The sequence below is a fragment of the Brevundimonas sp. genome (assembly GCF_041688735.1).
Lineage (GTDB): Bacteria > Pseudomonadota > Alphaproteobacteria > Caulobacterales > Caulobacteraceae > Brevundimonas.
The window spans coordinates 1-13,133 of record NZ_JBDNHO010000057.1 but is presented as its reverse complement, the minus strand read 5'-3'; the positions used below and the strand labels follow the sequence as shown (position 1 = coordinate 13,133).

12 protein-coding genes and 1 pseudogene are annotated in these 13,133 nt (G+C 66.3%); 4 read left to right on the top strand and 9 right to left on the bottom strand.

Annotated features, from left to right (window positions below; all coding sequences use genetic code 11):
- Positions 1-51: 51 nt before the first annotated feature.
- Positions 52-1,263 (bottom strand): zinc metallochaperone GTPase ZigA, encoded by a 1,212-nt coding sequence (gene zigA / locus ACESMO_RS06305; RefSeq protein ID WP_372707316.1) that lies wholly within the window; start codon positions 1,261-1,263, stop codon positions 52-54.
- Positions 1,264-1,338: 75 nt separating this feature from the next.
- Here zigA and ACESMO_RS06300 point away from each other — a divergent pair, with 75 nt between their 5' ends.
- Complete coding sequence (locus ACESMO_RS06300) at positions 1,339-1,833, top strand: DUF1826 domain-containing protein (protein WP_372707315.1); 495 nt, start codon at positions 1,339-1,341, stop codon at positions 1,831-1,833.
- A gap of 208 nt (positions 1,834-2,041) precedes the next feature.
- Here ACESMO_RS06300 and phoB read toward each other — a convergent pair whose 3' ends face one another.
- The 6 genes from phoB to ACESMO_RS06270 all read right to left on the bottom strand — a co-directional run bounded on the left by phoB (position 2,042) and on the right by ACESMO_RS06270 (position 8,780).
- On the bottom strand, positions 2,042-2,731 hold the full coding sequence (gene phoB, locus ACESMO_RS06295) for a phosphate regulon transcriptional regulator PhoB (RefSeq protein ID WP_372707314.1): 690 nt from the start codon (positions 2,729-2,731) through the stop codon (positions 2,042-2,044).
- A gap of 29 nt (positions 2,732-2,760) precedes the next feature.
- Positions 2,761-3,489: a phosphate signaling complex protein PhoU gene (phoU, locus tag ACESMO_RS06290; protein WP_372707313.1), complete on the bottom strand. Its 729-nt coding sequence runs from the start codon at positions 3,487-3,489 to the stop codon at positions 2,761-2,763.
- Between the two features lie 12 nt (positions 3,490-3,501).
- Positions 3,502-4,410 carry a phosphate ABC transporter ATP-binding protein PstB gene (gene pstB / locus ACESMO_RS06285; RefSeq protein WP_372707345.1) on the bottom strand — a complete coding sequence of 303 codons (909 nt, stop codon included), beginning with the start codon at positions 4,408-4,410 and terminating at the stop codon, positions 3,502-3,504.
- A gap of 76 nt (positions 4,411-4,486) precedes the next feature.
- Positions 4,487-5,797 carry a phosphate ABC transporter permease PstA gene (gene pstA, locus ACESMO_RS06280; protein WP_372707312.1) on the bottom strand — a complete coding sequence of 437 codons (1,311 nt, stop codon included), beginning with the start codon at positions 5,795-5,797 and terminating at the stop codon, positions 4,487-4,489.
- Positions 5,790-7,220 carry a phosphate ABC transporter permease subunit PstC gene (pstC, locus tag ACESMO_RS06275; RefSeq protein ID WP_372707311.1) on the bottom strand — a complete coding sequence of 477 codons (1,431 nt, stop codon included), beginning with the start codon at positions 7,218-7,220 and terminating at the stop codon, positions 5,790-5,792. The genes pstA and pstC overlap by 8 nt, the downstream gene beginning before the upstream one ends.
- Positions 7,221-7,358: 138 nt before the next feature.
- The gene (locus tag ACESMO_RS06270) at positions 7,359-8,780 is read right to left on the bottom strand and encodes a sensor histidine kinase (protein WP_372707310.1); all 1,422 of its coding nucleotides are present in this window, start codon (positions 8,778-8,780) and stop codon (positions 7,359-7,361) included.
- Between the two features lie 155 nt (positions 8,781-8,935).
- Here ACESMO_RS06270 and ACESMO_RS06265 point away from each other — a divergent pair, with 155 nt between their 5' ends.
- Both ACESMO_RS06265 and ACESMO_RS06260 read left to right on the top strand, forming a co-directional pair.
- Positions 8,936-9,898 carry an ABC transporter ATP-binding protein gene (locus tag ACESMO_RS06265; protein WP_372707309.1) on the top strand — a complete coding sequence of 321 codons (963 nt, stop codon included), beginning with the start codon at positions 8,936-8,938 and terminating at the stop codon, positions 9,896-9,898.
- Positions 9,895-11,283: an ABC transporter permease gene (locus ACESMO_RS06260; RefSeq protein WP_372707308.1), complete on the top strand. Its 1,389-nt coding sequence runs from the start codon at positions 9,895-9,897 to the stop codon at positions 11,281-11,283. The genes ACESMO_RS06265 and ACESMO_RS06260 overlap by 4 nt, the downstream gene beginning before the upstream one ends.
- Positions 11,284-11,520: 237 nt before the next feature.
- Here ACESMO_RS06260 and rpsU read toward each other — a convergent pair whose 3' ends face one another.
- The gene (rpsU, locus tag ACESMO_RS06255) at positions 11,521-11,787 is read right to left on the bottom strand and encodes a 30S ribosomal protein S21 (protein ID WP_305304291.1); all 267 of its coding nucleotides are present in this window, start codon (positions 11,785-11,787) and stop codon (positions 11,521-11,523) included.
- Between the two features lie 188 nt (positions 11,788-11,975).
- Here rpsU and ACESMO_RS06250 point away from each other — a divergent pair, with 188 nt between their 5' ends.
- Positions 11,976-12,656 (top strand): COQ9 family protein, encoded by a 681-nt coding sequence (locus ACESMO_RS06250; RefSeq protein ID WP_372707307.1) that lies wholly within the window; start codon positions 11,976-11,978, stop codon positions 12,654-12,656.
- A gap of 340 nt (positions 12,657-12,996) precedes the next feature.
- Here the strand turns inward: ACESMO_RS06250 and ACESMO_RS06245 are convergent.
- Positions 12,997-13,133 (bottom strand): annotated as a pseudogene (locus ACESMO_RS06245) (5-(carboxyamino)imidazole ribonucleotide synthase); the annotation flags it as partial.

The window sequence follows — 13,133 nt, the reverse complement described above, 5'->3', positions numbered from 1 at the left end:
AAAATCTCCCTTGACCAAGGACTGGTTCAAGATGACTGGATCGTAGGCTGCTCACGCCGCCTCCGCGACCGGTCCCCAATGCGGGAAAGGATCGGGCAGTTTTCTCCAGCCCTCGATGCCGCGTTCCATCTCGAACCGGGTCAGCAATGCCTTGTCGAACATCTCGGTAAGGGCGGCCTTGTCCATGTCCTTTCCGATCAGGACGATCTCCTGACGGCGGTCGCCGTAGGGCTGACGCCAGGTCCGCTCCAGCGCGGCCAGCCAATCGGGATTGTCATCGGGCCAGCGTTCCTTGGGAGCCGAGGCCCACCAGAGGCCGCCCCACTGATGTTCGGTGACCGCCCCGGCCTGGCTCCAGCCACCGACATAGGCCATGCGCGTCGCGAGCCAGAAGAAGCCCTTGGAGCGCCAGACGCCGGGCCACTCCTGACGCATCACGTCGAACAGGCGCTGCGGGTGGAAGGGTTTCCTCGCCTTGTAGACCCAGGTCGAGACACCGTATTCCTCGGTCTCTGGCGTGACCTCGCCGCGCAGGGCCGTCTGCCAGCCGGCGGAGTTCTCGGCCAGGTCCATGTCGAACAGACCGGTGCCCATGACCTGATCCAGGGGCACGGCACCGCGCACGGCATGGACGACTTTGGCGCGCGGGTTCAACTGGCCCATCATGGCCGACAGGGTGGTCAGGCTTTCCTTCGACAACAGGTCGGTCTTGTTCAGCACGATGACGTCGGCGAACTCGATTTGGTCGATCAGCAGGTCGGCGACGGTGCGCTCGTCATCCTCACCCAGGTGCTCGCCCCGCGTTTTCAACAGGTCCGTGGACGGGTAGTCAGTGTAGAAGTTGAAGGCGTCCACCACCGTAACCATGGTATCGACGGTCGCGAGATCGGCCAGGCTGAACCCGTCCTCGTCCCGGAAATCGAAGGTCGCGGCGACCGGCATAGGCTCGGAAATGCCGGTGGATTCGATCAGCAGATAGTCGAACCGACCCTCGCGAGCCAGCTTGCCGACCTCGATCAGCAGGTCTTCGCGCAGGGTGCAGCAGATGCAGCCGTTGGACATCTCGATCAGCTTTTCGTCGGTGCGCGACAGGTCGGAGCCGCCGCCGGCGCGGACCAAGGCGGCGTCGATGTTGACCTCGCTCATGTCGTTGACGATCACGGCGACCCGCTTGCCGTCGCGGTTGGACAGGATGTGGTTCAGCAGGCTGGTCTTTCCGGCTCCGAGAAAGCCGGAAAGCACGGTGACGGGCAGTTTGTTCATGGTGGGCCTCGACAGGGGATCGATCTTTGCTCTAGATGTTATGGTATAACATCACAAGCCCAGGCCAGAATCCTCGTGACCGACCCCTCGATCGCCATCGGAAACCACCCCTCGATCCTGGACCGGCTCTGCGATCCGGCCGTTCGGCTTGTCGTGTGGGAGCGACCCAATCCATGCCTGATGGACAGCTTTCCGGAATCAGCGCGCCCAACGCCGGACGAACTGGGCTGTCTGCCGGACTGGCTGACGGCGGACATCGGCATTGTCGGCAGTCTGTTTGCGCGCGCGACCGGCTCGGCGTGGCGGGTCCGGTTGGAGACGGCCGTCGAACGCAGCTGCCCGCGCTTTCACCAGGACGCCAACACCCTGCGGTTTCTGACCACCTATCGCGGCACCGGCACTGAATGGACTGTCGATCCCCTTGCCGGGGCGATCCATCGGGCAGCAACGGGTGCCGTGGTGGCCGTCAAAGGCTCCTCCATGCCCCATAAGGGCACAACGGTCTTGCACCGTTCGCCGAAGGCCAGCCGACGAAGCCCGAGATGGGTGATGGCCATCGACGCGGCTTGAGTAGCCTTGTTGAAACTCGTCCGCGCGAACGTGGTCGGCGCGTTCCTGACGTAACGGCGGCACAAACTCTTTCCAAAGGCGCATGGTACGCGGTGGCACAGAAGAAAGAGCAGCGATCTCTCCAGATCCTGTGGTGGCCGACCATAGCGCGCGCGGACCGACTATGGCGGGTCCCGGCCTTCGCCGGGATGACGACAGCGGTGGAGCCTCAGCCCCCGAGATCCAGCGAATACCCCGCCGATCGCACCGTGCGGATCGGGTTGACCGTGCCGTCGATGTTCAGCGCCTTGCGCAGGCGGCCGACGTGGACGTCCACGGTGCGCGCCTCGACGTAGACGTCCGAGCCCCAGACGGCGTCCAGCAGTTGTTCGCGGCTGAACACCCGGCCCGGATGCTGCATGAAGTGGTTGAGCAGGCGGAATTCGGTGGGGCCGAGGTGAATCTCGGAGCCCGCGCGGCGGACGCGGTGCGCGACACGGTCGATGACGATGTCGCCGTGGTTGATGCGGTCGTCGGCCAGGCCCGGACGGATCCGGCGCAGCACCGCCCGGATGCGGGCGATCAACTCCGTCATCGAGAAGGGCTTCGTCATGTAATCGTCGGCACCGGTGTCCAGTCCGCGCACGCGGTCCGTCTCCTCGCCTCGCGCGGTCAGCATGATGATCGGCAGGTTGCGGGTTTCGGACTTGCCGCGGATGCGACGGCAGACCTCGATGCCTGACAGCTTGGGCAGCATCCAGTCCAGCAGGACCAGGTCGGGCAGCCGCTCGTCGATCTGCAGCATGCCTTCCTCGCCGTCAGCGGCGACCACGACACGGTAGCCTTCCTTTTCGAGGTTGTACTGAAGAAGGGTCGCCAACGCGTCCTCGTCTTCCATCACCAGAACATAAGGCTGCACTTGAAACTCTCCGGGCTCGTCGGGGGCGTCTATTTGGGCTCGGCGCGCGGCATCATGACGTCTGCCTCGCCGGGGGCCGGCGTCCAGCGGGGACGTTCCCCCGTCAGTTCGTCGCCGGTGATCTCATAGTGAATGGTCTCGGCGATGTTGGTCGCGTGGTCACCGATCCGCTCGAGGTTCTTGGCCATGAAGAGCAGGTGGGTTCCCGCCGTGATGGTGCGCGGGTCGCCCATCATGTAGGTCAGGAGTTCGCGGAACAGGCTGTTGTAATGCTCGTCAACCTCGTCGTCGGTGCTCCAGACGCCGATGGCGCGATCGACCTCGGCGGCGGAATAGGCGTCCAGCACATCGCGCAGCCGCATCGACACCAGCTTGCCCATCCGCTCGATGGAACGGGTCAGGGGCTGCATCGGCTCGCCCTCCGCCAGGATCAGGCCGCGCTTGGCGATGTTCTTGGCCAGATCGCCGGTTCGCTCCAGATCGACCGCCAGCTTCATGGCCGACAGCGTGCGGCGCAGGTCCGACGCCACGGGCTGGCGCAGGGCGATCAGGCGGATAGCCTTTTTTTCGATGTCGCGATGCATGGCGTCCAGCCGCGCGTCGCGCTCAACCACGGCGCGGGCCAGCGCCACGTCGCGACGGGCGACGCTGTCGACGGCGTCGGCGACCTGGGCCTCGGCCAGACCGCCCATGCGGGCGACCTCGGCTGTCAGCTGGTTCAGCTCGTCCCCATACGCCTTGACAGTGTGCTGGTTCATTCAGTCGTCATCCTAGCCGAATCGGCCGGTGATGTAGTCAAGCGTGCGACGTTCCCGCGGATTGGTGAAGATGTCCTCGGTCGGCCCGGTCTCAATCAGGCGACCCATGTGGAAGAAGGCCGTGCGCTGGCTGACGCGCGCAGCCTGGGCCATGGAGTGGGTGACGATGACGATGCAATAGCGCTCGCGCAGCTCGTCGATCAGTTCCTCGATCTTGGCCGTCGCGATGGGGTCCAGGGCCGAGCAGGGCTCGTCCATCAGGATGACTTCGGGCTCAACCGCGATGGCGCGGGCGATGACCAGCCGCTGCTGCTGACCGCCCGACAGGCCGGTGCCGGGGGAATGCAGGCGGTCGGCGACCTCTTCCCACAGGCCCGCGCGCTTCAGCGAGGCCTCGACGACGACGTCCAGCTCGGATTTGGTCGAAGCCAGGCCGTGAATCTTGGGTCCGTAAGCGACGTTTTCGTAGATCGACTTGGGGAAGGGGTTCGGCTTCTGGAAGACCATGCCGACGCGCGCGCGCAGCAGGACGGGATCGACCGAACGGGCGTTGACGTCCTCGCCGTCCATCTCGATCCGGCCGCTGGTCCTGGCCCCGGGGATGGTGTCGTTCATGCGGTTCATGGTCCGCAGGAAGGTGGATTTGCCGCAGCCGGACGGGCCGATCAGGGCGGTGACCGTCTTGTCCGGGATGTCCAGCGAGACGTCGAAGAGCGCCTGTTTGCCGCCGTAGAAAACCGAGACGTCGCGCGCGGCGATCTTGGTCGGGCCGACAGGGCCGCCGGTGGTCGCGGTGGGTTTGGGCGCGGCCATCGTCGGCGGGAGAGCCGGCTCGCCGTCCCGGGGTGCCTGATCGCTGGGGGCGAGAATGGATTCGTGGCGACGCTCGGGTGCCGCACCAGGCAGGACCTGTCCGCCCATGCGGGGCGTCGCCGTCGGGTCGCCGGACCCGCCGTCATTGCCTTCTGGGGCGCGGAAAATGTTAAACTTCATTGTCTTACCACCGGCGCTCGAAGCGCCGGCGCAGCACGATCGCAGCGGCGTTCATGACAATCATGAAGGTGAGGAGAACCATGATGGCCGCGGCGGTGCGTTCGTGGAACGCGCGTTCCGAGGCATTCTCCCAGATATAAACCAGCGAGGGCAGGGCGCCGGTCGGTTCGACCAGGCTGTGCGGCACGCCGGGAACGAAGCTGACCATGCCGATCAACAACAGCGGGGCCGTCTCGCCCAAGGCGTGGGCCATGGAGATGATGGCACCCGTCATCACGCCCGGCATGGCCAGGGGCAGGGTGTGCTGGAACACGGTCTGGGTCCTGGACGCGCCCATGGCCAGGGCGGCCTCGCGGATCGAAGGCGGCACGGCCTTCAAGGACGAGCGGGTGGCGATGATGATGGTCGGCAGGGCCATCAGCGCCAGCACCAGCCCGCCGACGATCGGCGAAGCGCGTGGCAGATTCATCCAGTTGATAAACAGAGCCAGGCCCAGCAGGCCGTAGATGATCGACGGCACGGCGGCCAGATTGTTGATGTTCACCTCGATCAGGTCGGTGATCCGCCCCTTGGGCGCGAACTCTTCCAGATACACGGCCGCGCCGACGCCCAGCGGAATGGCGATGCAGGCCGTGACCAGCAGCATCAGGGCTGATCCGACGACTGCGCCGAGGACGCCCGCCAGTTCGGGTTCGGTCGAGTCCCCGTTGGTGAACAGGGCGCTGTTGAACTTGGCGGTCACCTGACCATCCGCCTGCATGCGATCCAGCCAGTCGATCTGCTCGTCCGACAGACGGCGCTGGTCGGCCGGGGTCGAGCGACTGATCTCATCCTTGAAATACAGATCGGCGTCGTCGGAAACCGGAGCGGCGATGGTGAGGGTCTGGCCGATCAGGCTCGGCTGTTGCTGGATGCGCTCGGCGGCGACGAACTTCAGCTCGGTCGAGAACAGGCCGCGCATGGCGGTCGCCTTTGAGCCCGCCGCATCGTCGACGATGCCAAGGCGGGCGAGGTGTTGCTCGGCGACCAGTTGCTCGAAATTGGTGCCTTGCGGATAGGCGCGATCGACCCGGGCGGGGTCCATATAGACCGGCAAGGTCATCGTATGGGCGTAGAAGGCCGTGTGGCCCTGATCAATGATGCGACCCAGCAGCAGCAGCAGGAAGCCGACGGCCACGCCGATGGCCAGAAGGCCATAGAGCTTGAAACGGCTTTCGCGGGCATAGCGCCGCTTTAGCCCCGAGCGCAGGCGATCGACGCGTACGGCCTCTTCGGCGCTCATGGCACCGGACTGGGTTGGGGGCGCGTCAGTCATATTGTTGCCGATAGGTCTGGACGATGCGCTGGGCGATGATGTTCAGGACCAGGGTGACCAGGAACAGGGTCAGGCCCAGGCCGAACGCCGACAGGGTCTTGGTGCTGTTGAACTCCTGGTCGCCGGTCAGCAGGGTCACGATCTGGACGGTCACCGTGGTGACGGTGTCCAGTGGGTTCAGCGTCAGGTTGGCGGCGAGGCCGGCGGCCATGGTCACGATCATGGTCTCGCCGATGGCCCGCGACATGGCCAGCAGCATGGCGCCCGCCACGCCGGGCAGGGCGGCGGGCAACAGGACACGCTTGACCGTCTCGGACTTGGTCGCGCCCATGGCGTAGGAGCCGTCGCGCAGGGATTGGGGCACGGCGTTGATGATGTCGTCCGACAGCGAGCTGACGAAGGGAATTAACATGATTCCCATGACCATACCGGCGACCAGCGCCATCTGGTTCTGGACCAGCATCAGATACTGGCCGAGCCCGTCCAGCGGCCCGCCGACCAGAAAGGCACCGATCTCGTTGAAGAAGACCCGAAACGCCGGTCCGACCGTCAGAGCGGCGAAGAAACCGTAGACCACGGTCGGCACGCCCGCGAGGATTTCCAGCACCGGCTTGACCACGGCGCGGAACGTCGGCCCCGCGTACTCCGACAGATAAATGGCGGCGAACAGGCCGATCGGGGCGGCGACCGTCATGGCGATCAGCATGATCAGGAAGGTGCCGGCGAACAGCGGCAAAGCGCCGAACGCGCCGGTCGAGCCGATCTGGTCGGCGCGAATGGCGGTCTGCGGACTCCACTGCGTCCCGAACAGGAATTCGGCGATCGGCACGGACGCGAAGAAGCGGATCGAATCAAAGACCAGCGAGGCGATGATGCCGACGGTGGTCAGGATGGCCACGACCGAACAGGTGAAGAGGGCACCGACGATCCAGCCTTCCACGCGGTTGCGGGCGCGCATGCCGGGGCGGATCTGGCTGAAGACGAACAACCCGCCCAGCAATGCCGCCAAGGTGGCGATGACGATGCTTCCAAGGCCCAGCATCTGTTCGATGCGGGCGGCGCGACGGCCCTCGGCGGGCAGCAGTTCCGCATAGGGCGCGGGCCAGATCTGGACGGCGTCGCGTCCGGCGCCGACGGCGCGGGCGTCGGCGAAGAAGGCCTCGCGCCGGAAGGGCTCGAGTTGGCTCACCACTTCGGGCGCGCCGTTGGCCGTCAGCTGAAGCTCAAGCGGCCCGGACGCGATGCCGGCGGCGAGGAGCACGACCAGCGCGGGGATCAGCGTCCAGATCAGGGCGTACGCCCCGTGCTGACCCGGACGCGAATGAGGGCGTTGACCCTCGCCACGCCGACGCGCGAGCGAACGCGCGCCGACATAGGCGGCGAGCGCTGCGGCGATCAGAAGCGGCAGGAAGAGCCAGGTCATGAAGGTCCGGGACAGGAGAATCGGAACGCGCCGGTCACCCGGTCAGCCCCGGCGCGGAACCTGCCCCGGAATGGTCAGCGGATTAAGACGGCGGCGTGACAGTTCTGTTACGGCGTAAGGCCCTCCGTCAGCCCGGCGTCACGGAGCCGTCGTGGCGGGCTTTCTGGCCGCCACCGGAAAATAGGCGACGAACATCGCGCCCTGGCCCGGCGCGCTCTCCACCGTCAGCCCGCCGCGATGACGATTGACGATGTGTTTGACGATGGCCAGGCCCAGGCCGGTGCCGTGCCGTTCGCCACTCTTCTGGCCCTCGACGCGATAGAATCGCTCCGTCAGGCGCGGCAGGTGCTCGCGCGCCAGACCCGGTCCGTGATCGCGCACGCTGACGGCGGCGTAACGCTGGCCGGGTTCGCGATCGGGCGTCAGCAGGGGCAGGCGCGTCGCCCCCTCGCCACGACTGCCGCCCGACCAGGGCGCGGACGCTTCTTCCAGGGTGATGTCGGGTCGGACGACAATCTCAACGGACTGTCCGGGCGGCGAATATTTGATCGCGTTGTCGACAAGATTCTGGACCACCTGCAGGATTTCATCACGGTCGCCGTGCACCGGTGCCATGGCGTCCTTGTCTTCGATGATCACGACCACGTCGCGTTCGGCCGACAGCACGCTGACGGCATCGACCACGTCGGCCGTGGCGCGCGCCAGATCGACCCGGCCGGACGGTGGTATGTGCTCGTTCAACTCGATGCGGCTCAGCGACAGCAGGTCGGACACCAGGCGGCTCATCCGGTCTGCCTGGGCCGCCATGATGTCGAGAAAACGATCGCGCGCCTTGGGATCGTCGCGGGCATGGCCCTTCAGGGTCTCTATGAAACCCGAGAGCGACGCCAGCGGGGTGCGCAGCTCGTGGCTGGCGTTGGCCAGGAAGTCGACGCGCATCAGCTCCATGCGTCGCACATCCGTCTCGTCCCGCAGCACGACAAGCGCCAGGGTGCTGTGCTCGGGCGAGGGCAGGGGCCGCGTCAGGGCGCGCCAGTGGCGGGTCTGGGCCCCGACGCCGGCATAGTCCGTCGTGCGCGAAATGCCCCCGAACAAAGCCTCGTCCACCGCCTCCAGCACCGCAGGCTCGCGGAGGGCGGACACCAGCAGCGCCCCCTCGCGGTTTATGCGGAGCAGATCGCGCGCCGCGGTATTGGCCAGAACCACGCGGCGGCCGGCGATGTCGTCCATCTCGCCGCCCGAAACGACCAGCACGGGATCGCTCAACGCCTCGAACAGACTGTCCAGCAGAATGGCGTCAATCCTTTCCTCTGACGCCGCTTCGGCCAGGATCGCAGCGCCGCCTCCGCCTGTTGCGATTTCTGCGGGGCGTCGGTTGACGGCCCATGTCGCCAGGCCGATCAAAACGGCACCGCCGATCAAATAGGAAGAGAGGTGCTCCGGCCGGGTCACGGCCAACCCCAACAGGACCGCGATGGCGATCCCCGCGCTGGCCCCGGCGGTCCACAGGCGTGAACCGGCCTGGGGCGCAACGGGCGATGGGGCGACTTCGTAGGGCATTCACGCTTCCAATGCGGGGGTGCGCGACTCGTATCCCGCGATACATGACACGGAATTCATGACAAAGGGGCGTCGATGCGGCGCACTGCCCGTTGTCAAACATCCTTTACATACTTACCACTGGACACAGACGGGGCTGCAAGGTTGGACAGACGATGACGGCGGCATTGACGCTCGAGGCACTCCACAAGCGCTACGGCGAGTTCCAGGCCGTGCGCGACCTGAGCTTTCAGGTCGAGAAGGGCTCGATCTGCGGCTTCCTGGGACCAAACGGCGCGGGCAAGACCTCGACCATCCGCATGATCCTGGGTCTGCAGTCGGCGACGTCGGGACGCATCGACATCCTCGGCTCCGACGACGGCCGCAAGGTCCGCGACCGCATCGGCTTCCTTCCGGAAGAGCGCGGCCTCTACAAGAAGATGACGCCGGTCGACGCCATCGCCTTCTTCGGATCGCTGAAGGGCCTGCCGACGGGCGAGGGCCGCCGCCGCGCCCGCGAACTGCTGGAAGCCCAGGGCCTCGGCGCGTTCAGGAACAAGAAGATGAAGGAGCTGTCCAAGGGGATGGCCCAGAAGGTTCAGCTGATCGCCTCAATCGTGCACCGGCCGGAGTTCGTGATCCTGGACGAGCCGTTCTCCGGCCTCGACCCGGTCAATCAGCAGGGTCTGGAGGCGGTCATCCGCCAACTGGCGACGGACGGCGCGACGGTGCTGTTCTCGACCCATGTGATGCAGCACGCCGAGCGTCTGTGCGACAAGGTCGTGCTGCTGGCGCGCGGCCAGAAGGCGTTCGAGGGCACGGTCACCGAGGCGCGCGCCACCTCGAAGCGGTTCCTCGAGCTGGAGGGTGCCATCGAGGCGGCACAGGCGGCGGCCCTGCCGGGCGTCAGCGGCGTCGAGATCGTGTCCGAGATCGACGGTGTCCGGGTGCTGAAGGCGGCCCTGGGTAAGGGCGGCAAGGGACAGGAGGCGCTGAAGGCGGCCTTCCTGGGCGGTCTGGACGTGCGGCGGTTTGAGTTGCGCGAACCCAGTCTGCATGACGCCTTTATCGGCCTGACCGGAGACAATCCGGACCAGGACCAGTCGGTCAAACCGGCCCGCGCGGAGTCCGCCCGATGAACCGCACCCTGCTGATCGCGCGACGCGAATACGCCGCCTATGCCAAGACCGTCGGCTTCTGGCTGTCATTGCTGGCCCTGCCTCTGTTTGCGGTTCTGGGCGGTGGCGTAAGCTTGCTGGCCGGTTCGTCCGAGACGACCCGTGTCATCGCGGTTGTCGAAGACGGTCCACAGGCCGTCGGGCTGGCGGCGGCGGTTCGGTCCGCGCTGGCCGAGGACGGTGCGCGCCGCGCGCGGAACGAACGAGAAGCCGTCGAAGCGGTCTCCAGAACCACGGGCGGTCTCGGCGGCCCGGCGGCTCAGGACACCGCAAGCTCGGTGTCCGGTGAGCGGGTACGCATCGTCGAAACGCCCGCCGCCATAGGCACCGCAGCCCCGGGCACGGCTCAGCAAACGGCTGCGCGGGATTACCTTGCCGCAGATCGTCCCAAGGCTGACCAGATCGACGCCGTCGTGTTCCTGACCCGTGAGGGGGGCGAGCCTGGTGCCCGCATCTGGACCTCGCGCGCGACCGACGACAGGATCGAGACCGTCGTCACGGCGGCGCTCAAGTCCGCCAACCGCAAATCGGTCCTGGAGAGCGCCGGCATTGACGCCGGGATCGTCGACCGGACCGAGGCCTTCGATCCGGACGTGACGGCGTTTTCGCCGAAATCGGTCACGGGCGGAGAGATATCGTTCCGTGACCGCGCGCCTGTCTTCATCGGCCTGGGGGCAGGGTTTCTGTTGTGGTCGCTGATCATCACCGGCGCCTCCATCCTGCTCAACAGCGTGATGGAAGAAAAATCCAACAAGATCCTCGAGGTGCTGTTGTCATCGGCCTCGGCGACCGAAATCCTGGCGGGCAAGGTGTTCGGCGTGGCGCTGCTGACCCTGACGGTGATGGCCGCATGGGGCGGGATGGGCGCGGCGGCGCTGATATTCTTTGCGCCCGAACGCGCTGTCGATGTCGGGCAGATACTGCTGAGCGGCGGGATGCTGGCCTATTTCGCGGTGTTCATGGCGGGAGGCTATCTGATGTATGCGGTTCTCTTCGCCGCGATCGGCGCCTTCTGCGAGACGCCGCGGGACGCCCAGACCCTGATGGGGCCGATCATGATGATCCTGGTCGTGCCGCTGCTGGTCATGCAGCTGGCCTTGCGGACACCTGACGCGCCGGTGGTGCAGATCATGTCGTGGGTTCCCTTGTTCACCCCGTTCCTGATGATCGCCCGCCTGCCTTCCGAGCCACCGCTGATCGAGATCATCGGCGCCATGGCCGGCATGTTCGCCTTCGCCCTGCTGATGGTCTGGATCGCCGGCCGCGCCTTCCGGGCCGGGGCGCTGTCGGATGTGAAGCTGAACTGGAAGAGCTTCGCCCGGGCGATCAGAGGCGGGGGGAAGTAGGAACGGCGTCTCCTCCCCATTTCATGGGGAGGTGGCTCGACGGCGATAGCCGGCGAGACGGAGGGGGCGATCCGGTGACAGGGGATTGGCGATCCACGGGCCTCCGCCCGCGTCGCCCCCTCCGTCACGGCGCAAGCCGCGCCGCGCCACCTCCCCACAAGTGGGGAGGAGACCGAAACGAAAAGGGCCGCTCCGGTTTTCCGGAACGGCCCTTGATCTGTCTGGCGTCGCGTTCGCTTAGGAGCGGTTGCCGCCGCCCGGACCACCCACGCCCGGCACGCGGGGCTTCGGCGGCGGCAGCAGGCCTTCGCGCTGCATGCGCTTGCGGGCCAGCTTGCGGGCGCGGCGAACGGCCTCGGCCTTCTGGCGGGCGCGCTTCTCCGAGGGCTTCTCGTAGTGCACGTGGCGCTTCATCTCGCGGAAGCTGCCTTCGCGCTGCATTTTCTTCTTCAGGGCCTTCAGCGCTTGATCGACGTTATTATCGCGAACGAAAATCTGTACCAGGTTGAACTCTCCTTTGGCCGCCCGCCGCGCCCCTCGAAAGGGAGACGGGCAGACAAATAAAAATCGGCCCGGGGACGACAGCCCTCCGAGCGAAGGCGTGCCGATACACCAAGCCCCCCGCCATGTCCAGATCGTCGCGGCCTTTGTTGAGGCTCGCGCCGAGGCCCGGACGGGCTTATCCTCTCGCCATGACCGACGCGCCACACCTGTCGAACGACGCGCCCCAGGGTGACTGGGCCGACCAGATGGAGCAGTCCGTGCTGGACGTGGCCATCCAGTCCGCGCCCGTCCTCGGCTGGAACGGTCGCATGGTCAGGGCCGCCTGCGAGGCCAACGGCCTGTCGCGGGGCGACGAGGAACTGCTGCTGCCCAACGGAGCGCGCGATCTGGCGGCCCTGCTGTCGCGACGGCACGACGATCGGGCGATGCAGGCGCTGGCCGAGGTCGAACCCGCCGCGTTGAAGATGCGTGAGCGCATCTCTCGTGCCGTCTCGGCCCGGATGGAGGCCGGCGCCGCCGATCTGGCGGCCACCCGACGCTGCGCCGCCTTTCTGGCCCTGCCGATGAACGCTGACCTGGGGCTGAAGCTGGCGTGGGAGAGCGCGGACCATCTTTGGCACTGGGCCGGGGACACGGCGACCGACTGGAACCACTATTCCAAGCGGGCGATTCTGTCGGGTATCCTGATCCCGGCTCTGACGTTGCGCTGGTTCGACGGCAAGGACGCAGCGGACGCCTTTGTCGCCGCTCGCATCGAGAACGTCATGGCCTTCGAAAAATGGAAGGCCGGCAAGGATTTCGACGCGCCGCTGAAGCGGGTGACCGATATGCTGAGCCGGATGCGGTATGGGGCGAAGGCGGAGGTCTAGAGCGAAATCGGTCTTGATGGACGCAGTCCATCAAGGCTCAGATTTCGCTCCAGCATGATTCTGGACCATTTTTCGGATTCAGGTCGAATCGACCTGAAGCAAAAGTGGTCTAGCTTCAATTTACATTCAGGTGTCGGCGCCAGCCACCTTTCCACCGTCATTCCGGGACTGGGGCCGGCGTAGCCGGGAACAGAACCCGGAACCCAGGGGGCCCGGACGCTGCCGTCCACCACGCCCCAGACTGCCGAGTCCGGGCCCCCTGGGTTCCGGGTTCCGCTACGCGGCCCCGAAATGACGACGTGTGGTGATCGTCAGCGGCTCTGCTAAATGTCGGTCGAGCCTAGAGCGGCTTCACCCGGTTCACATGGCCCATCTTGCGGCCCGGGCGCGCCTCGGCCTTGCCGTAGAGGTGCAGGCGGGCGTCGGATTTTCCAGACAGTTTCGACCACTGCTCGACCTCGTCGCCCAGCAGGTTGG